At 61.4% G+C, this 20,293-nt stretch carries 17 protein-coding genes; 5 read left to right on the forward strand and 12 right to left on the reverse strand.

Annotated features, from left to right (window positions below; genetic code table 11):
• Positions 1-27 precede the first annotated feature (27 nt).
• The 4 genes from pheA to mtnA all read right to left on the reverse strand — a co-directional run bounded on the left by pheA (position 28) and on the right by mtnA (position 6,298).
• Entirely contained in the window at positions 28-1,122 is a 1,095-nt protein-coding gene (gene pheA, locus AB7M23_RS00105) for a prephenate dehydratase (RefSeq protein WP_065760853.1), read from the reverse strand.
• On the reverse strand, positions 1,122-2,207 hold the full coding sequence (gene serC / locus AB7M23_RS00110; RefSeq protein WP_102053764.1) for a 3-phosphoserine/phosphohydroxythreonine transaminase: 1,086 nt from the start codon (positions 2,205-2,207) through the stop codon (positions 1,122-1,124). The genes pheA and serC overlap by 1 nt, the downstream gene beginning before the upstream one ends.
• Before the next feature lie 93 nt (positions 2,208-2,300).
• Positions 2,301-4,952, reverse strand: coding sequence for a DNA gyrase subunit A (gene gyrA, locus AB7M23_RS00115; RefSeq protein WP_454240000.1), 2,652 nt, complete (start codon positions 4,950-4,952; stop codon positions 2,301-2,303).
• Positions 4,953-5,221: 269 nt separating this feature from the next.
• Complete coding sequence (gene mtnA, locus AB7M23_RS00120) at positions 5,222-6,298, reverse strand: S-methyl-5-thioribose-1-phosphate isomerase (protein WP_330523863.1); 1,077 nt, start codon at positions 6,296-6,298, stop codon at positions 5,222-5,224.
• Between the two features lie 108 nt (positions 6,299-6,406).
• On the opposite strand from mtnA, the gene AB7M23_RS00125 reads away from it, so the two are divergent.
• Genes AB7M23_RS00125 through AB7M23_RS00140 form a run of 4 tightly spaced genes read left to right on the forward strand, consistent with a single transcriptional unit; the run spans position 6,407 to position 9,937 of the window.
• Complete coding sequence (locus tag AB7M23_RS00125) at positions 6,407-7,738, forward strand: TRZ/ATZ family hydrolase (protein WP_454240001.1); 1,332 nt, start codon at positions 6,407-6,409, stop codon at positions 7,736-7,738.
• Positions 7,739-7,798: 60 nt separating this feature from the next.
• Positions 7,799-8,497: a bifunctional 2-polyprenyl-6-hydroxyphenol methylase/3-demethylubiquinol 3-O-methyltransferase UbiG gene (gene ubiG, locus AB7M23_RS00130; protein ID WP_065760849.1), complete on the forward strand. Its 699-nt coding sequence runs from the start codon at positions 7,799-7,801 to the stop codon at positions 8,495-8,497.
• Positions 8,498-8,499: 2 nt separating this feature from the next.
• Positions 8,500-9,171, forward strand: a complete 672-nt coding sequence (gene mupP / locus AB7M23_RS00135) for an N-acetylmuramic acid 6-phosphate phosphatase MupP (protein ID WP_102053758.1) — start codon at positions 8,500-8,502, stop codon at positions 9,169-9,171.
• Positions 9,172-9,196: 25 nt separating this feature from the next.
• The gene (locus AB7M23_RS00140) at positions 9,197-9,937 is read left to right on the forward strand and encodes a YciK family oxidoreductase (protein ID WP_454240002.1); all 741 of its coding nucleotides are present in this window, start codon (positions 9,197-9,199) and stop codon (positions 9,935-9,937) included.
• 3 nt (positions 9,938-9,940) lie between these two features.
• Here AB7M23_RS00140 and AB7M23_RS00145 read toward each other — a convergent pair whose 3' ends face one another.
• The 7 genes from AB7M23_RS00145 to AB7M23_RS00175 form a co-directional block, all read right to left on the reverse strand.
• On the reverse strand, positions 9,941-10,735 hold the full coding sequence (locus AB7M23_RS00145; RefSeq protein WP_454240003.1) for a TenA family transcriptional regulator: 795 nt from the start codon (positions 10,733-10,735) through the stop codon (positions 9,941-9,943).
• Positions 10,736-10,767: 32 nt separating this feature from the next.
• Positions 10,768-13,227, reverse strand: a complete 2,460-nt coding sequence (locus tag AB7M23_RS00150) for an EAL domain-containing protein (protein WP_454240004.1) — start codon at positions 13,225-13,227, stop codon at positions 10,768-10,770.
• 105 nt (positions 13,228-13,332) lie between these two features.
• Complete coding sequence (locus AB7M23_RS00155) at positions 13,333-15,165, reverse strand: ABC transporter ATP-binding protein (RefSeq protein WP_102053755.1); 1,833 nt, start codon at positions 15,163-15,165, stop codon at positions 13,333-13,335.
• Positions 15,158-15,790 (reverse strand): DsbA family protein, encoded by a 633-nt coding sequence (locus AB7M23_RS00160; RefSeq protein ID WP_065760843.1) that lies wholly within the window; start codon positions 15,788-15,790, stop codon positions 15,158-15,160. Before AB7M23_RS00160 ends, AB7M23_RS00155 begins: the two co-directional genes overlap by 8 nt.
• Positions 15,791-15,792: 2 nt before the next feature.
• Complete coding sequence (gene trhO, locus AB7M23_RS00165; RefSeq protein ID WP_454240005.1) at positions 15,793-16,731, reverse strand: oxygen-dependent tRNA uridine(34) hydroxylase TrhO; 939 nt, start codon at positions 16,729-16,731, stop codon at positions 15,793-15,795.
• Between the two features lie 107 nt (positions 16,732-16,838).
• Positions 16,839-17,138, reverse strand: a complete 300-nt coding sequence (locus tag AB7M23_RS00170) for a BolA family protein (protein WP_065760841.1) — start codon at positions 17,136-17,138, stop codon at positions 16,839-16,841.
• 12 nt (positions 17,139-17,150) lie between these two features.
• Entirely contained in the window at positions 17,151-17,675 is a 525-nt protein-coding gene (locus AB7M23_RS00175) for a DUF2059 domain-containing protein (protein ID WP_065760840.1), read from the reverse strand.
• A gap of 155 nt (positions 17,676-17,830) precedes the next feature.
• On the opposite strand from AB7M23_RS00175, the gene AB7M23_RS00180 reads away from it, so the two are divergent.
• Positions 17,831-19,225 (forward strand): class II fumarate hydratase, encoded by a 1,395-nt coding sequence (locus tag AB7M23_RS00180; RefSeq protein WP_454240006.1) that lies wholly within the window; start codon positions 17,831-17,833, stop codon positions 19,223-19,225.
• Position 19,226: 1 nt separating this feature from the next.
• Here the strand turns inward: AB7M23_RS00180 and AB7M23_RS00185 are convergent, their stop codons facing one another.
• Complete coding sequence (locus tag AB7M23_RS00185; RefSeq protein WP_409279479.1) at positions 19,227-20,183, reverse strand: DMT family transporter; 957 nt, start codon at positions 20,181-20,183, stop codon at positions 19,227-19,229.
• Positions 20,184-20,293 lie beyond the last annotated feature (110 nt).

Genomic DNA, 20,293 nt, shown 5'->3' on the forward strand with positions numbered 1-20,293 from the left:
GTTCAGAACATCACGCATGGCTAAACCTCAGAGTACGGCTTTCGGATAGGAACCCAGTACTTTCAGGGCCACCGCCTCCTGGCTGATCTTCTCCAGCACGGCCTTGATCAGCGGATCGCGGTGGTGCCCGACGAAGTCGATGAAGAAGACGTAGGTCCATTTGCCGCTGCGCGACGGACGGGTTTCGATGCGGGTCAGGTCGATACCGTTCTCGTGGAACGGTACCAGCAGTTCATGCAGCGCACCCGGCTTGTTGCTCATCGAGACGATGATCGAGGTCTTGTCGTCGCCCGTCGGCGGGACTTCCTGGTTACCGATCATCAAGAAGCGCGTGGAGTTGTCCGGGCGGTCTTCGATTTTTTCCGCCAGACGGGTCAGGCCATAGAGCCCAGCCGCCATGTCACCGGCAATCGCCGCGGAGTTCCATTCGCCCTTGACCCGCTTGGCCGCCTCGGCGTTGCTCGATACAGCAACGCGCTCGACGTTCGGGTAGTGCGCATCCAGCCACTTGCGGCACTGGGCCAGCGACTGGGCATGGGAGTAGATACGGCTGATGCTGTCGGTCTTGGTGTTCTCGCCCACCAGCAGGTGGTGGTGAATACGCAGCTCGACTTCACCACAGATCACCATGTCGTGTTCGAGGAAGCTGTCGAGGGTGTGGTTGACCGCACCCTCGGTGGAGTTTTCCACCGGCACGACACCGAAGTTCACGGCACCGGCTGCAACCTCGCGGAACACCTCGTCGATTGCCGCCATTGGCTTGCTGATCACGGCATGGCCAAAGTGCTTCAGGGCCGCCGCCTGGGTGAAGGTGCCCTCTGGGCCGAGGTAAGCCACTTTCAGCGGCTGCTCCAGGGCCAGGCAGGAGGACATGATTTCGCGGAACAAACGCGCCATTTCCTCGTTGCCCAGCGGCCCCGGGTTGCGTTCCATGACCCGCTTGAGCACTTGCGCTTCACGCTCGGGACGATAGAACACCGGGGTTTCGCCTTCGCTCAGGGACGCCATCTTGACCCGTGCAACTTCCTGGGCGCAACGCGCACGGTCGCTGATCAGCTCGAGGATTTTCTCGTCGAGGCTGTCAATGCGCACGCGCAGCGCCTTGAGCTCCTGTTCGGACATCAGGCGTGTTCCTTCTCGAATTCAGCCATGTAGGCCACCAGTGCCTCGATCGCTTCAAGGCCCAGTGCGTTGTAGATCGACGCACGCATGCCGCCCACCGAGCGATGGCCCTTGAGGTTGAGCAGGCCACGGGCATCAGCACCAGCCAGGAAGGCTTTGTCCAAACGCTCGTCCGCCAGGCGGAACGGTACGTTCATCCAGGAACGGGCGTTGTGCGCAATCGGGTTGGTGTAGAACGCGCTGCTGTCGATGAAGCCGTACAGGCGGTCTTTCTTCGCCCGGTTACGACGCTCCATGGCCTCGACGCCGCCCTGCTCCTTGAGCCACTCGAAGACCAGCCCGGAGAGGTACCAGGAGTAGGTCGCCGGGGTGTTGTACATCGAGCCGTTGTCGGCTGCGACCTTGTAGTCGAGCATGGTCGGGCAGCTGCTGCGGGCATGGCCCAGCAGGTCTTCACGGACGATGACCACCACCAGACCGCTCGGGCCGATGTTTTTCTGCGCACCGGCATAGATCATGCCGAACTGCGAGACGTCGATCGGGCGCGAAAGGATGTCCGAAGACATGTCGACCACCAGCGGCACGTCACCGGTTTGCGGAACCCAGTCGAACTGCAGGCCGCCGATGGTTTCGTTGGAGGCGTAGTGCAGGTAGGCGGCGTCCTTGGTCAGGTTCCACTCGTTCTGCCCAGGAATGGCCAGGTAATCGTATGGCTTGGCGCTGGCGGCAACATTGACGTGACCGAAGCGGCGCGCTTCTTCAATCGCCTTCTTCGACCAGATGCCGGTTTCCACGTAGTCCGCAGTGCCACCTTCGGGCAGCAGGTTCAGTGGAATTTCAGCGAATTGCTGACTGGCACCGCCCTGCAGGAACAGGACCTTGTAGTTGGAGGGAACAGAGAGCAGATCACGCAGATCCTGCTCGGCTTTCTCGGCGATGGCCACGTAGTCGTCGCTACGGTGGCTCATTTCCATGACCGACAGGCCTTTGCCGTGCCAGTCCAGCATCTCGGCCTGGGCACGCTGCAGCACAGCATCAGGAAGCGCAGCAGGGCCTGCGCAGAAGTTAAAGGCTCGTTTGCTCACATCCACTCTCGCTCTGCTCTTGATGTCTGCGGGATTCGCTGCGAGGCCGATTGCCAGCCCCGCAGGCCCTCCCACATAAAATCCGCGTTTACACTATTCCTGCGGCGCTTCGTCTGCGTCCGCGTCCGCATCAACGTCGGTATCAACGTCTGCATCTGCATCGACGGCGGTGTCGGCTTCACCTTCGAAACCTTCCTCGTCACCCTCCTCTTCGGAAGGCTCCTGCACGCGCTCAAGGCCCACCAGAGTCTCGTCGCTCGCCAGTTTGATCAAGGTTACGCCCTGGGTATTACGACCCAGGCTGGACACTTCGCTGACGCGGGTGCGTACCAAGGTGCCCTGGTCGGAAATCAGCATGATTTCCTCACCGTCCTGCACCTGAACTGCACCGACCAGGCGGCCGTTACGCTCGTTGCTGACCATGGCGATTACACCTTGGCCACCGCGCTTGTACTCTGGGAACTCGGTGATCGCCGTACGCTTGCCGTAGCCACGCTCGGACGCGGTGAGGATCTGGCTGCCCTCCTCCGGAATGATCATCGAGATCAGTTTCTGACCTTCGCCCAGACGCATGCCGCGCACACCGCGCGCGGTACGGCCCATGGCACGCACGTCGGACTCTTTGAAGCGTGTCACCTTGCCCGCGTCGGAGAACAGCATGACCTCACGCTCGCCATCGGTAATGGCAGCGGAAATCAGGATATCGCCCTCGTCCAGCTCCAGCGCGATCAGGCCAACGCTGCGCTGACGGCTGAACTGCTCCAGCGGGGTCTTCTTCACGGTACCATTGGCGGTCGCCATGAAGATGAAGTGGCCTTCGGTGTATTCCTCGACCGGCAGCATGGTGGTGATGTGCTCACCCTCATCCAGCGGCAGCAGGTTGACCAGCGGACGACCGCGGGCGGCACGCGAGGCCTCAGGGATTTCGTAGGTCTTCAGCCAGTACACCTTGCCCTTGCTGGAGAACAGCAGCAGCGTGGTGTGGCTGTTGGCAACCAGCAGGTGCGAGATGTAGTCCTCGTCCTTGACGCCGGTCGCCGACTTGCCTTTGCCGCCGCGACGCTGGGCCTGGTAGGCCGCCAGCGGCTGGGTCTTGGCGTAGCCGCCATGGGAGATGGTCACAACCCGGTCTTCTTCCGGGATCATGTCACCCAGGGTCAGGTCGAGGCGTGCGTCGAGAATTTCGGTGCGGCGCACGTCGCCGTATTCGGCACGGATCAGTTCCAGCTCTTCGCGGATCACTTCCATCAGGCGCTCGGCGCTGTTGAGGATGCGGATCAGCTCGCCGATCTGGTTGAGAATCTCCTGGTACTCGGCCAGCAGCTTCTCGTGCTCCAGGCCTGTCAGGCGGTGCAGACGCAGGTCGAGGATCGCCTGAGCCTGTTCAGGCGACAGGAAGTACTTGCCGTCGCGCAGGCCATATTGCTCGTCGAGGGTTTCCGGACGGCAGGAATCGGCGCCAGCGCGCTCGACCATGACCTGCACGGCACTGGACTCCCAAGGGGTGCTGATCAGCGCTTCCTTGGCCTCGGACGGGGTTGGCGATGCCTTGATCAAGGCGATGACCGGGTCGATGTTGGACAGGGCAACCGCCTGGCCTTCAAGGATATGGCCACGTTCACGCGCCTTGCGCAGCTCGAATACGGTACGACGGGTAACCACTTCGCGGCGGTGACGGACGAACGCCTCGAGCAGGTCCTTGAGGTTCAGAACCTTCGGCTGGCCGTCGATCAGCGCGACAACGTTGATGCCGAACACGCTTTGCAGCTGGGTCTGGGCATAGAGGTTGTTGAGGATGACCTCAGGCACCTCGCCGCGACGCAGCTCGATCACGATACGCATACCGTCCTTGTCGGACTCGTCACGCAGCTCGGTGATACCTTCGAGTTTCTTTTCCTTGACCAGCTCGGCGATCTTTTCGATCAACCGCGCCTTGTTCAGCTGATACGGCAGCTCGGTGACCACGATCTGCTGACGACCACCGACCTTGTCGATGTCTTCGACGGTGGAGCGGGCGCGCATGTAGATGCGGCCACGGCCCGTGCGGTAGGCCTCGATGATGCCGGCACGGCCGTTGATGATGGCCGCGGTCGGGAAGTCCGGACCCGGGATGAACTGCATCAGTTCATCGACCGTGATGTCCGCGTTATCGATCAGCGCCAGGCAACCGTCGATGACTTCGCCCAGGTTGTGCGGCGGAATGTTGGTTGCCATGCCCACGGCGATACCGCTGGAACCGTTGACCAGCAGGTTCGGGATACGGGTCGGCATGACCGCCGGGATCTGCTCGGTGCCGTCGTAGTTGGGCACCCAGTCGACGGTTTCCTTGTGCAGGTCGGCCAGCAGCTCGTGGGCCAGCTTGGTCATGCGCACTTCGGTGTAACGCATCGCGGCGGCGTTGTCGCCGTCGACCGAACCGAAGTTGCCCTGGCCGTCGACCAGCAGGTAGCGCAGGGAGAAAGGCTGAGCCATACGTACGATGGTGTCGTAGACCGCCGTGTCACCGTGAGGGTGATACTTACCGATCACGTCACCGACCACACGGGCAGATTTCTTGTACGGTTTGTTCCAGTCGTTACCCAGCTCGCTCATCGCAAACAGAACACGACGATGCACGGGCTTCAAGCCATCACGCGCATCGGGCAGTGCTCGCCCGACAATGACGCTCATCGCGTAGTCGAGGTAGGACTGTCTCAGTTCGTCTTCGATATTGACCGGGAGGATTTCTTTGGCCAGTTCGCCCATGAGAAGCCTGATTCCTTTTTCTGGTGAAACTCCGCCACATCCATGATCGGACGAACGAAGCTCGCCGCCGCAAAGCTGCTGCCCTGCAACGACTTACGACAAATCAACGAGTTAAGCCATGGATCTGCGCAGTAAAGACAGCCAAATTGAGCGGTCTTGGAAACCGTCGGATGTTACCACAGTCGCCGAGGGCTTGGGAGTACGGCAAAGCGTCGCTGGTGCAGGCACCCTAGCACCCGCGACGATAAAGGCCGCCAAGGGGCACTCAGTCAATGCAGGCGCTTGCGGCACATCAATTGGGCCATTTTCGCGGTATCCGGGCGCTCGACGATGCCTTTCTCGGTGACGATGGCGTCGATAAGGTCCGCCGGGGTCACGTCGAACACCGGGTTGAAGGCATCGACATCGGCACCGACGCGCTGCCCGCCGACGTCCAGCAACTCACTGCCGGCACGCTCTTCGATCGGGATGTCATCGCCACTGGCCAGGCTCATGTCGATGGTCGAGCTCGGCGCCACCACCATGAAACGCACGCCATGGTGCATGGCGTTGACCGCCAGCTGGTAGGTACCGATCTTGTTCGCCACGTCGCCATTGGCGGTGATGCGGTCTGCCCCGACGATGACCCAGGTAATGCCCTTGGTCTTCATCAGGTGAGCCGCCGCCGAATCGGCATTCAGGGTCACCGGAATGCCTTCGTTGGCCAACTCCCAGGCGGTCAGCCGCGAGCCTTGCAACCAGGGCCGGGTTTCATCGGCGTAGACGCGCTCGATCATACCCTCTAGCCAAGCACCGCGAATCACCCCCAGCGCAGTACCAAAACCACCCGTTGCCAGCGCACCCGTGTTGCAGTGGGTGAGTACCGCCTGCTCACTGCCCTGATGCTTGCGAATCAGCTCGACACCCAACTGAGCCATGGTCAGGTTGGCCTCGCGGTCACTTTCGTGAATCGCGATGGCTTCAGCCTCCATGAGCGCCAGCGGGTCATCGGTGCTCTTCAGGCGTTCCAGGCGCTCGCGCATGCGGTTCAGTGCCCAAAACAGGTTGACTGCGGTTGGCCGCGACTCGGCCAGAACAGTGAAATCTTCTTCCAGCGCCGCTTTCCAGTCGCCACCGACGGCCAGGCGCTGACGCACGGCCAAAACGATGCCATAGGCAGCGCTGATGCCAATTGCAGGCGCGCCACGCACCACCATGGAACGAATCGCCTCGGCCACACCGTGCGCATCGGTATACGCCAGCCAGGTTTCCTCCGCTGGCAGGATGCGCTGGTCGAGCAGGTACAAGGCACCGTCTCGCCAATCGATGGCCTTTACCTTCTCTGCAGCCAACAGTCGATCGCGCATGCCTCACCCCACCATTCAGACATCAAAAGCGAATGATTATAACGATCCCCAGGCGCGGGCGCTCGGGTATACTTCGCCCTTACTCCTTTAGCCCTTGGATTTTCTACCATGCCCAAGCTTGCCACCCCCCTCGACCTGTTGCTCCTGCCAACCTGGCTGGTGCCCGTCGAACCGGCCGGGGTGGTGTTCAAGGACTACGGCCTGGGCATCCGTGACGGCAAGATCGCCTTCGTGGGCCCACGCGAAGACGCCCTGCGCCACGGCGCCGGGGAGATCCGCGAGTTGCCAGGCTGCCTGCTCAGCCCCGGCCTGATCAACGCACACGGCCACGCGGCAATGACCCTGTTCCGTGGCCTGGCCGACGACCTGCCGTTGATGACCTGGCTCGAAAAGCACATCTGGCCGGCCGAGAGCCGCTGGGTCGACGAAGCCTTCGTGCGCGACGGTACCGACCTGGCCATCGCCGAGCAGCTCAAGGGCGGCATCACCTGCTTCTCGGACATGTACTTTTTCCCGAAGATTGCCAGCGAGCGCGTACACGAGAGCGGCATTCGCGCACAGATCGCCATTCCCCTGCTGGACTTCCCGATTCCTGGCGCACGCAGCACCGATGAAGCGCTGCACCAGGGGGTCGAGCTGTTCGGCGACCTGCGCCACCATCCCCGCATTACCGTGGCCTTCGGCCCGCACGCGCCTTACACGGTGAGCGACGAGAACCTGGAGAAAATCCGGGTGATCGCCGAGGAACTGGACGCGCCGATTCACATGCATATCCAGGAAACCGCCTTTGAGGTCCAGCAGTCGCTGGAGCAGCGTGGCGAGCGCCCTCTGGCACGCCTGGCCCGCCTCGGCCTGCTTGGCCCGCGCCTGCAGGCGGTACACATGACCCAGGTCAGCGACGAAGACCTGGCGCTGCTGGTAGAAAGCAACACCAACGTTGTCCACTGCCCGGAATCGAACCTGAAACTGGCCAGCGGCTTCTGCCCGGTCGAACGCCTGTGGCAAGCCGGCGTCAACGTCGCCGTTGGAACCGACGGCGCGGCCAGCAACAACGATCTCGACCTGCTCGGCGAAACCCGCACTGCGGCCCTGTTGGCCAAGGCAGTGGCTGGCTCGGCCACCGCACTGGACGCACACCGTGCCCTGCGCATGGCGACCCTCAATGGTGCACGCGCACTGGGCCTCGACGCGATTACCGGCTCACTGGAGCTGGGCAAGGCCGCCGACCTGACCGCCTTCGATCTTTCGGGCCTGGCTCAACAGCCGGTCTACGACCCGGTTTCGCAACTGATCTACGCCTGCGGCCGTGACTGCGTGAAGCATGTCTGGGTCAACGGCAAGCAACTGCTGGACGAGCGGCGCCTGACGCGCCTGGACGAACAGGCCCTGAGTAGCACAGCCCGCGCCTGGGGCCAGCGCATTGGCGGCCATCACGAATAACCCGTCGCCAGCCCCGCTGCCGACCCGTAACGTATTATTGAAGCTTCAGAGGACTGTTCCATGAGCAACGTCGACCACGCTGAAATCGCCAAATTCGAAGCCCTCGCCCACCGCTGGTGGGACCGCGAAAGCGAGTTCAAACCGCTGCACGACATCAACCCGCTACGGGTCAACTGGATTGACGAGCGCGTCAAGCTGGCCGGCAAGAAGGTGCTCGATGTTGGCTGCGGCGGCGGCATTCTCAGCGAATCCATGGCCCAGCGCGGCGCGACCGTCACCGGTATCGACATGGGTGAGGCACCGCTGGCCGTCGCCCAACTGCACCAGCTGGAATCGGGCGTGAACGTTGAGTACCGGCAGATCACCGCCGAGGCCCTGGCCGAGGAAATGCCAGGCCAGTTTGACGTGGTCACCTGCCTGGAGATGCTGGAGCACGTCCCTGACCCGTCCTCGGTGATCCGCGCCTGCTACCGCATGGTCAAACCGGGTGGCCAGGTATTTTTCTCGACCATCAACCGCAACCCCAAGGCGTACCTGTTTGCGATCATTGGCGCCGAGTACATCATGAAGTTGCTGCCGCGTGGCACCCATGACTTCAAGAAGTTCATCCGCCCCTCGGAACTGGGCGCCTGGAGCCGTGAAGCCGGCCTGAGCGTCAAGGACATCATCGGCCTGACCTACAACCCGCTGACCAAGCATTACAAGCTGGCAGCCGATGTCGACGTCAACTACATGATTCAAACCCTGCGCGAGGAATGAGCATGCGTTTGCGAGCCGTACTTTTCGACATGGATGGCACCTTGCTGGATACGGCGCCGGACTTCGTCGCCATCTGCCAGGCCATGCTGGCCGACCGCGGCCTGCCCCCCGTAGACGAACAGAGAATCCGTGATGTGATTTCCGGTGGTGCCCGGGCCATGGTCTCTGCAACCTTCGCGCTGGACCCGGCCGACGCGGCGTTCGAAGCACTGCGCCTGGAGTTCCTTGAGCGCTACCAGGCCAACTGCGCGGTCCACAGCTGCCTGTTCGACGGCATGGCCGAATTGCTGGCCGACATCGAAAAAGGCAACTTGCTGTGGGGTGTGGTCACCAACAAGCCCGTGCGCTTCGCCGAGCCCATCATGCAACAACTCGGCCTGGCCGAGCGTTCGGCGCTGCTGATCTGCCCGGACCATGTAAAGAACAGCAAGCCCGATCCAGAGCCACTGATCCTGGCCTGTAAAACCCTGAACCTGGACCCGGCCAGCGTGCTGTTCGTGGGCGACGACCTGCGTGACATCGAGTCGGGGCGCGATGCCGGCACCCGCACCGCTGCCGTGCGCTATGGCTATATCCACCCCGAAGACAACCCGAACAACTGGGGTGCGGACGTGGTGGTCGACCATCCACTGGAACTGCGCAAGGTGATCGACAGCGCACTCTGCGGCTGCTGATAGCGACTATTTAGAGGTAAACACCATGTTCGACTACTCCGCCCGCCCCGACCTGCTCAAAGACCGGGTCATCCTTGTCACCGGCGCCGGTCGCGGCATCGGCGCAGCCGCCGCCAAGAGCTTCGCTGCCCACGGTGCGACGGTGCTGCTGCTGGGCAAGACCGAAGCCAACCTGACCCAGGTCTATGACGAAATCGAAGCGGCCGGGCATCCACAACCGGTGGTCATTCCGTTCAACCTGGAAACGGCGCTGCCACACCAGTACGACGAACTGGCGGTGATGATCGAGAATGAGTTCGGTCGGCTCGACGGCCTGCTGCACAACGCCTCGATCATTGGCCCACGGACACCGATTGAACAGCTGTCTGGCGACAACTTCATGCGGGTGATGCATGTCAACGTGAACGCCACGTTCATGCTGACCAGCACCCTGCTGCCGCTGTTGAAGCTGTCGCAGGACGCTTCGGTGATCTTCACCTCCAGCAGTGTTGGCCGCAAAGGCCGCGCCTACTGGGGCGCCTATGGGGTGTCGAAGTTCGCCACCGAGGGCCTGATGCAAACCCTGGCAGATGAGCTGGAGGGCGTTGCCCCTGTGCGCGCCAACAGTGTCAACCCAGGCGCAACCCGCACCAGCATGCGCGCCCAGGCCTACCCGGGCGAAAACCCCGAAAGCAATCCGCTGCCGGCCGATATCATGCCGGTGTATCTGTACCTGATGGGCCCGGACAGCGCCGGCATCAACGGCCAGGCGTTCGACGCGCAGTAAGCTTCAGCCTTGCACCAGAGCCATCCGTTCGCGGGGGCTCTGGCGCTCATGCGACACTTCCATTTGCATGCAGCGCTCAAGGAACAGGTACATGTATTCGTAACTCTTGCAGATGGCCTGCCGCAGCTCGGCCTGCAAGGCCTTGGACGGGTTGTTGCCAGCCAGCGTGCAGATGATCTCCAGCGCCTCCCATGGGTGCGCATCGTCATACTGAGCGTGCAGATTCAGCCACTTCATGGCGCGCTTGCGCTGCGCTTCCGGAAACGCCTCGGCATAGGCACCGGTAGAGCAGACCAAGGCCGACCACTCGCCGGTAGCCCCTTCAATGGCATAGTTGGTCGCTGCAATCGCGATGATCAGCGGGTCTGCCGAGCTGGTGTGCCAGCACCAGTGGCTCAACGCCTGCAGCTCTGTCGGCACCTGCTGCGCCTGCAGGTCGTCGAGGCTGACGCCATGGGCATGGCACCAGTTCAGCCAATAATCGGCATGATTGAGTTCGACGCGAATGTTGCGCATCAGCCAGCGCCGCGCCAGGTCCTCTCCGGGATGGCGGGCAAAGCGGGTCTTGGTCAGGTTCTGTGCCATGTACAGGGCGAACTGTTCAACCACCGGCCAGCCACCAATCAGGTACTGACGCATCGTTCGAGCCCCCAACCGGTTATCTCGCATGCGCTGGTAAAGCTCGTGCTCGACCACCTTTCGCTTACTTTCGCTGCAGGCTTCAATCAACTGTTGGGCCCAGAGCGGGTAACTGGCGGGATCCATCAACGGACCGATTCGAACAAATGCATCATTCACTGTCAGCTCCTTTTCCTTGTGATTGTTAATGTTCAGCGAAACGTTCCTGGCGCCTTCATCATCTGAGCGCGCTCCGGCGCACGTTTGCGCTGCAGGCTGTCGCACGAAAACACCGCCGGACGCTCGATGAGGTACCCCTGTGCGTAGTCCACGCCAATTTCCCGCAAGGCCTGTTCAATCAGCGGGGTTTCGACGAACTCGGCGATCGTGCGTTTGCCCATGACATGGCCAATGTGGTTGATCACTTCGACCATCGCCCGATTAATCGGGTCATCCAGCATGTCCTTGACGAAACTTCCGTCGATTTTCAGGAAGTCTACTGGCAAATGCTTCAAATATGCGAACGACGACATGCCTGCGCAGAAGTCATCAAGCGAGAACCTGCAGCCCAACCCCTTCAAGTCGTTGATGAAACGAATGGCGCTACCCAGGTTGGCAATGGCACTGGTTTCAGTGATTTCAAAGCAGATCAACTGCGGTGGAATCGCAAACTCGCTGAACATGCGGTGCAGGTATTCAAGGAAGTTGTCGTCGCCGATACTGCTCCCGGACAAGTTGATCGCGCACATGGCCAACGGCCCTTGACGCGGCCTGTCCAAGGCTTCACGAATCACCTGAAACACGTTGCGCACGACCCAGCGGTCCAGTGCGGTCATCAACCCATAGCGTTCTGCGGCCGGGATAAAGCTATCAGGCAGGATGATGCGCCCACTCTCATCGTGCAGCCGCAGAAGAATCTCAAGGTGCCCACCGGCATTGCCAGGCTCACCCAATGCCGCAATTTCCTGGGAGTAAAGGCAAAAGCGGTTTTCTTCCAATGCGACGTGCAAACGCTGAATCCAGGCCATTTCACCAACGCGCATGGACAACTCGGTGTCGTCGGCATGGTAGACCTGAACGCGGTTGCGCCCCTTCTCCTTGGCCATGTAACACGCCATGTCCGCGGCTCGCAACGATGCTTCCAGGGTCGCCGGTGGCTGGCTGAGGTGAACCAGACCAATACTGACCGTGGTCATGAACGGGCGCCCTTTCCAGACAAAGTGCAGGCTCTGCACTGTCTGGCGAAGGTTTTCGGCAATGCGCTCGGCTTGCTCCGACGGGCAGTTTTCCAGCAGGATGCCGAACTCATCGCCCCCAAGACGCGCCAAGGTGTCCCCTTCACGCAACCCGCCCTGAAGCAAGGCACAAATGTGCCGCAGCAGCTCATCGCCCGCCGCATGGCCACAGGTATCGTTGACCAGCTTGAACTGATCCAGGTCCAGGAACAGCAATGAATGGCGCGCCGTACTTCGGCTCAGGCCCGCGAGCGCCTGCTCCAGGCGGAACTCGAATTCCCGGCGGTTGGCCAACCCTGTCAGGGCGTCATGGGTGGCCTGCCAGGACAGGTTGGCAATGTATTGGCGCTCCTGGGTCATGTCATGCAGCACCACTACAACGCCACTGATACGCCCTTCGTTGACTATCGGCGCGCCCACCAGGGCGACGGAAACGGTGCTGCCATCGAGCCGCTGAATCAGCTTGGCATGCTCACCGCCTTCATGCAGGGTGCCGTTGAGAATGTGCTCAATCAGCGTCAGGCTGTCCTTCTCGGCATGCTCATCAAGCAGATTGAACAGTGCCGCCAAGGGCAAGCCCTGCGCCTGCTGGGCATCCCAGTGGGTCAACTGCTCGGCAGCCGGGTTCATGTAGGTAATACAGCCATCGACGTCGGTGGTTATCACACCATCGCCAATCGACGCCAGGGTGACTTGCGCACGCTCTTTTTCAACCTGCAGCGCACTGGCAAAGGCTTGGCGCTGAACCAGCAGCTTGTGCGAGCGCTTCCAGGCCAGGGCAATCAGGAACAATGCGGTCGCCACGTTGATGAACAGCAACAGGCGCAGGAGCACCCGCGAGCCTTCGCTCAAGGCATCGCTGAACGCCTTGGCGGCCGGCGCCACGCCCTCATTGATCGAGGCAATCCTGGCCTTCCAGTCGGCCACATTCCTGGCCGAGGCCTTCCCACGCGCAAAGCCTTGGCGTATTTCCTGGGCAAGAGTGTCGAGTTGCTGCACGAAGCCATCGCCGACGGCCCACAGTTGAATGGCCTTTTCCAGGTAACTGACATGACGAAAATTCAGGTACAACCAGATCACACTGGAGACGTCATCGGGGTGGTTGCCACCCTGCAACATGCCCTTGCGAGCCGCTGCGATGTCCGGTGTCGGCAAATCCAGTGCGGTGCGCAGCTCATGCCCCCCCATGGGCACGGCGATAGCCCGCTGGTACTTCTCGAACGCCGCCTGATCGCCACTGTCGGCATACAGCGTAAGGTAGTAGATGGCGTCCTTCTGGCCCTTGGACCAGAGGCTTTCGCCACCCACGTAACCACGCACAGCCGAGAGCGCGTAAAGGCTGATGCTTCCTAGCAACGCCTGAAACAGCACGACCGCGACAAATGGCCAAATGATGCCCAGCAACCTTGGCGCTTCGAGAGTCCGTTTTCCCTTCATGAGGTCCCTTGCTTGTTGCAGAGCCGTATGAGTCTAAACCTACAACAGACTAGGATATTTGCCACCAGGGCAAACGGCCTTTACCTCAAAATTCGCTTTTCCCGCTCAACTTTGTTGCAGATGCCCGTACAGTTTGGCGTATAAACCGCCGTCAGCGATGAGCTGCTGATGGCAACCGTCCTCGGCAACATGCCCCCCATCGAACACCAGAACACGGTCTGCCTGCTTCACCGCCGACAGACGGTGGGCGATGATCAAGGTCGTGCGGGCACTGAGAAAACGGGCCAGGGCCTGATGCAGGTTGTACTCGGTCGCCGCGTCCAGGGCCGACGTGGCTTCATCGAGGATAACCACCTTGGGCTCGGCCAGTACCATCCGGGCAATGGCCAGACGCTGACGCTGCCCACCGGACAGGCGTACCCCGGAGCGCCCTACCACGCTGTCCAGGCCCTGAGGCAGCGCAGCAATGGTGCCATCTAGCTGGGCAATGCCCAATGCCTGCCAGCACGCCTCGTCGGTGCAGTCGCGGCCCATGGTCAGGTTGGCGCGCACGGTGTCGTTGAACAGCGAGGGGTGCTGCAACACCACGGCCACCTGCTCACGCAAGGTTTCCAGGCCAATTTCCTGCAAGGTCGCGCCACCGAAGCGGATCGTCCCGGCTTGCGGTGTGTAGAGCCCCAGCAACAACTGCACCAGGGTGCTCTTGCCGCCACCGCTGGCACCGACTATCGCCACTTTTTCGCCGGGTGCGATCGACAGGTTGAGCTGGTCGAGCACCGGCTCCTCGCCGTACGCGAAACGCAGGCCGCGCACGTCGATGCCAACGGTGTCACGGCCCTTGAACGGGTCGACGCCCCCGGCAAACTGCGGTTCGTCGTCACGCGCCAGCAGTTCGTTGATGCGGGTCAGCGCACCGCCAGCGGCGTAGTAGGCGTATTGCAGGTTCAACAACTGCTCCACCGGCCCGATCATGAACCACAGGTAGCTGAACACGGCCAGCATCTGGCCAATGGAAAGGTCGGAGAACAGCACGGTGAGCATTGCCGCCGCGCGGAAAATATCGATACCAAACTGGAACAACAGGCCACTGGCACGCCCACTGGCGTCACTCTTCCACTGCGAAGCGACGGCATAGTTACGCACCTCCTGGGCACGTACGCCCAGCCGCCCGAGGAAATAGCCCTGACGGTTACCTGCTCGAATTTCCTGAATGGCATCCAGCGTTTCGGCCAGCGCCTGGGTAAACCGCGAGGTGCTGTCGTTCTCCAGTTTTTTCAGGTGCTTGACCCGCTTGCCCAATTGCACGGTGGCAAAAATCACCAACGGGTTGAACAGCAGGATCAACAGCGCCAACTGCCAATGCATCCAGATCAGGATGCCGGCCGTACCGGTCAAGGTCAGTACCGCCACCAGGAAGCGGCTGAGGGTTTCACCGACAAACTTGTCCAGGGTGTCGAGGTCGGTCACCAGGTGCGTCGTGACCGTTCCGCTGCCAAGGCTTTCGTACTCGCTCAGGGAGATGCGCTTGAGCCGCTCGATCAGGCGGATACGCAAGCGGTAGACAATGTCTTTGGCCAAGCCGGCAAACAGCCTGGCCTGAACCACGTTGAATGCCAGCGCGAATACCCGCAGGCACAGGGTCACCAGGAGCATCAGGCCGATATAGCCAGCGGGCACGTGCCAAGCCTGCGGCAGAAACTGATTCATCCATTTCAGCGCGGCGTCGCCATGCCCCAGCAGCACTTCGTCGACGAGCAGCGGCAGCAACAGCGGGATCGGCACACTGCACAGCGCCGCCAGCACGGCAACGCCATTGGCGATCCACAGGGCTTTTTTGTGTTGCAGTGCCAGGCGACGAATTTCAGCCCAGCTCAGACGATCGCCATGACTTGCCGGTGAACCCGGCACCGGGTCGGGTGAGCCCGGCAGGTCAAGCATGAGCGGCACGCTCCAACCAACGACCGAGCAACGGCGCCAATGCGTCTTGAGGCTGGTAGCCGTTGGTCAGCAGCGCCAACTGGCCATTGCGCTCGGCCAGCAGGGTCGGGAAACCGGCAATACCCAAATCCTGCACCCAGACGAAATCGGCAGCCGTGGCCTGGCGTTGTTCAGCGCTGGTGAAGCGCTCGGAGAACACCGCACGCTCAAAGCCTGCCTGGGTAGCCAGTTCGACCAATTGCGGCGCACGGGTGACATCTTCGCTGCGCTCATAGAAGGCCTGCTGGATAAGCGTGAGCAGGCCCCAGGCGCGTTGCGGGTCAAGGCTGCGCGCCGTCACCAAGGCGCGGCACGCAGGTTCGGTGTCGTAGACGAAACCCTCGGGCATCGCCCCTTCAATGCGAAACGGCTGGCCAGTCGCTTCGTGCACCGCTTGCCAGTGCTCGAGGATGTAGCGTCGGGTAGACACATCAAGTGCGCTGCTACCGCTACGCAGGCCACCGACCACCAGATGGGTCGGCACCCCCGCCGCCTGCGCCTGGGCGATCAGGGCCTCGGCCACTGGTGCAAAACCCCAGCACCAGGAGCACATCGGGTCCATCACATAGAGCAGGCGAGCGGACATCATCAAACCTCGGCAGCCTTGCGGTAATTATGGCCAATCGGGTGCGGCTGGTTGCGGGCCTTGGCCAGTTCGATCTGCTTCTGCCGGTCGATGGCGCTGCGGCGCGTCTTCTCGCTCAGGCTGTCCCAGCAGTGCGGGCAGCTGATACCTGGCGAGTAGTGCTCCGAAGCACGGTCTTCCACGCTGATCGGCGTGCGGCAGGCGTGGCACTGGTCATAATCGCCTTCGCTCAGGTCATGACGAACGGTGACCCGGTTGTCGAAGACGAAGCACTCGCCCTCCCAGCGGCTCTCTTCCTGCGGTACTTCCTCAAGGTATTTGAGGATGCCACCCTTGAGATGATAGACCTCTTCGAACCCCTCGCCGAGCATGTAGCTGGAGGCTTTTTCACAGCGTATGCCGCCGGTGCAGAACATGGCGACTTTCTTGTGGCGGCTTGGGTCGAAGTTGGCCTTGATGTACTCGGGGAACTCACGGAAGGTCGTGGTTTTCGGGTCGATCGCCCCTTCAAAGGTGCCGATGGACACTTCGTAATCGTTACGGGTATCGATCAACAGCACTTCCGGGTCGCTGATCAGTGCGTTCCAGTCCTTGGGCTCGACGTAGGTACCGACCTTCTTGTTCGGGTCGACGCCCGGAACACCCAGGGTGACGATCTCTTTCTTCAGTTTGACCTTGGTGCGGTAGAACGGCTGTTCATCGCAGTAGGACTCTTTGTGGTCGATGTCTACCAGGCGCGTATCGCTGCGCAACCAGGCCAGCAGGCCATCGATGCCTTCACGGGTACCGGACACCGTACCGTTGATGCCTTCTTCAGCCAGCAACAGGGTGCCTTTGACGCCATTGGCGGTCATCGTTTCGAGCAGCGGTTCACGCAGCTCAATGTAATCTTCGAGGGTAACGAATTTGTACAGCGCCGCCACGACGATAGCTTGGGTCATGCCTTGATTCTCCAGGTGGCTGTCCTCGCAAAGGACGAACCGGGTGTCAAAAAAAACGCGCCGACGAGCGGCGCGTTGCACATTCTAACAAAAACCCGGCAGCAAAATCAGTGTTTGCTACCACCGGCACAGGTTGGCGAGGCCGGGGCTGCACCGACCTTTTCCCACTCCTGCGGCGTGTAGGTATGCAAGGCCAAGGCGTGGAACTGGCTCATCAACTCCCCCAGGGTGGCGTACACCTTCTGGTGGCGCTTGACGCTGTTCAGCCCCTCGAACTGCTCACTGACCAAAATCGCCTTGTAGTGGGTTTCCTGGCCACGGCTGTGCATGTGGCTTTCGTCACGTACTTCAAGGTGCTGCGGGGCCAGGGCGGCCAGGCTTTGCTCAATTCGTTGCTGCATCGACATGACGGGCTCCGCTTACGGCTTCTTGGCCGGCGCGGCCTTGCCCGCGGACGGGTCCAGTTCGGTGGTCATGTCAGACAGCAGCTTGTTGACCACCGGTACTGCGCTTTCCAGTTTCTGCTGGGTCAACTGAGCCGACTGCTGGGTGACCATCGGCATTTTTTCCAGGACTTTCTTGCCCAGTGGCGACTCGTAGAACTTCACCAGGTCTTTCAGCTCGCTTTCGCTGAAGGTGCTGGTGTAGAGCTTAACCATATCGGGCTTGAGCTTGTTCCAGCCGATCGCCTGGTCAAGGGCGGCATTGGCCTTGGCCTGGTAGCTGTCCAGCACAGCCTTTTTCGAAGCGGGTGCCTTGGTCTGTTCAAAGCGCTGGGCAAACATCTGCTGCACTTGCATGTAGACCGGGGTTCCGAGCTTGTCGGCGTGCGCCAGCTTAAGGAAGGCTTCGGCGCTGGCATTGTGGCTGGCAGTATCGGCAAGCACCTGGCCGCTGGCACAAACCAGTACAACTGCGGTGCAAAGGGCGCGAAGACGGGTCATCGGAAATCCTTAATTGTCGGAAGAGGTGGCACCTCAGAGTAGAGCATTCTGCGCCGACTCGGGCTGAGCGCTCAAGTGGATCGACACGTAAAGAAACCGCCGTGTCGAATCAGGACCTAAACTGCGGAATCAGACGACAAAGGAGTGACCGCAGCATGAGCCGTAACGAGACAGACAGCCTGGGAACGGTCGAAGTTCCGGATCAGGCCTACTGGGGCGCCCAAACGCAGCGCTCGCTGATCAACTTCGCAATTGGCAAGGAACGGATGCCGCTGGCTGTCCTGCACGCCCTGGCGCTGATCAAAAAGGCGGCCGCCCGGGTCAACGTGCGTAACGGCAACCTGCCAGCCGACGTTGCCCGGCTGATTGAGCAAGCCGCTGACGAGGTACTGGCCGGGCAACACGACGAGCAGTTTCCGCTGATGGTCTGGCAGACCGGTAGCGGCACCCAGAGCAACATGAACGTCAACGAGGTGATTGCCGGCCGCGCCAACGAGCTCGCCGGCCAGGGCCGAGGGGGGAAAACCCCGGTCCACCCCAACGACCACGTCAACCGCTCGCAGAGCTCCAACGACTGTTTCCCCACCGCCATGCACATCGCCGCAGCACAGGCAGTACACGCGCGACTACTGCCGGCGATCAGCGAACTGGCTGCGGGCCTGGCAGAACAGTCGGTACGTCATCAGCACCTGGTCAAGACCGGGCGCACCCACATGATGGACGCCACACCGATTACCTTCGGCCAGGAACTGTCGGCCTATGTCGCCCAGCTCGACTACGCACAACGGGCGATCCGCTCGGCACTGCCGGCAGTCTACGAGCTGGCACAGGGTGGTACGGCAGTCGGTACTGGCTTGAACGCGCCGAAAGGCTTTGCCGAAGCCATCGCCGCAGAGCTTGCGGCCCTGGCCGGGCTGCCCTTCGTCAGCGCACCGAACAAATTCGCCGCGCTGGCCGGGCATGAACCACTGACGCTCCTGGCCGGGGCGCTGAAAACCCTGGCGATCACCCTGATGAAACTGGCCAACGATTTGCGCTTGCTCAGCTCCGGCCCGCGCACCGGGCTGGCGGAAGTGCGGTTGCCGGCCAACGAGCCGGGCAGCTCGATCATGCCCGGCAAGGTCAACCCGACCCAATGCGAGGCGCTGTCGATGCTGGCCTGCCAGGTGCTGGGCAACGACGCCGCGATCGGCTTTGCCGCCAGCCAGGGGCACCTTCAGCTCAACGTGTTCAAGCCGGTGATCATCCACAACCTGCTGCAGTCGATCGAACTGCTGGCCGACGGCTGCCATAACTTCCAGCAGCACTGTATTGCCGGGCTTGAACCGGATCCTCAGCAGATGGCCGACCACCTGGAACGTGGGCTGATGCTGGTAACGGCGCTGAACCCGCACATCGGCTACGACAAAGCCGCCGAGATTGCCAAAAAAGCCTATGCCGAAGGCAGTACCCTACGCGAGGCCGCACTGGCGCTGGGCTATGTCAGCGACCAGCAGTTCGACCAATGGGTACGGCCAGAACACATGCTCGATGCGGGCGACAACGGCTGAGTCAGCGTGCCAGGCGCACGCGCCTGGCACGCCAACCGGCAATCAGTGACGGCCCCAGCGCAATCAGCACCGAGCCAAGCACCACGATCACGGCACCAATGTACGCCAGGCCATTGATCTGCTCGGGTTGCACATAACCTGGCCAGAGCATGGCTGCCAGGGCAACACAGCCGAACGTCACCAGCGGGGTGATCGCCAGGGTCGCACTGACCCGCGATGCTTCCCAGTGGGCCAACGCTTCAGCAAAGGCACCGTAGGCAACCAGCGTGTTCAGGCAACAGGCCAACAGCAACCAGCCTTGCAGCGGGCTCAGTTGCAGCGCCTCCAGTGGGTGTGCCCATGGCGTCAGGATCAAGGCACAGATCAGGTAGATCACCATCATCACCTGTGGCGAGCTCCACACGGTGAGTAACTGCTTCTGGCCCAAGGCATAGAACGTCCACACCGCAGCGGCCAGCAGGATAATCAGAATGCCCTTGGTGTACGTGCCCAAGGAGGTCAGCAGCTCGTCCAGGCGCTGATTGAAGAACAACCCGAAGCCCAGCAGCAGAATGACCAGGCCGATCCCCTGCCCCAGGCTGAAACGTTCCTTGAAAACCACAACACTACTGATCAACAGCAGCACCGGTCCCATCTGGATCATCAGTTGCGCTGTACCGGGGCTGAGCATGCTCAGACCGATCAGGTAGAGCACATAGTTGCCGACCAGCCCGCCCACGCAGAGCAACAGCAGAAAACGTCCGTTTCGACCCAGGGCACGCACGGACGGCAGACGCCGCGTGGCGCCAAGAAAGGCCAGCAGCAGGCCGCCAGAGACCAGCAGGCGGAACCAGGTGACAGTGACCGGGTCCATCACCAGCAACACCTGCTTGAGCTTGACCGGAAGGATGCCCCAGAGCACGGCCGTCAACAACGCCAGGAACAGACCGTATACCCAGCGTCCGGAAGAAATATGCATGACCGCCTCGAAAAACCCTATGGTGGGGGGAGGCTTGATTCTACGGCGGCCACCGCAACTTACACAGTTACAGATATGGAAAAGAATTCAGCATCTCATTCCATGAAAGC

The sequence above is a fragment of the Pseudomonas sp. HLS-6 TE3448 genome, assembly GCF_053629555.1.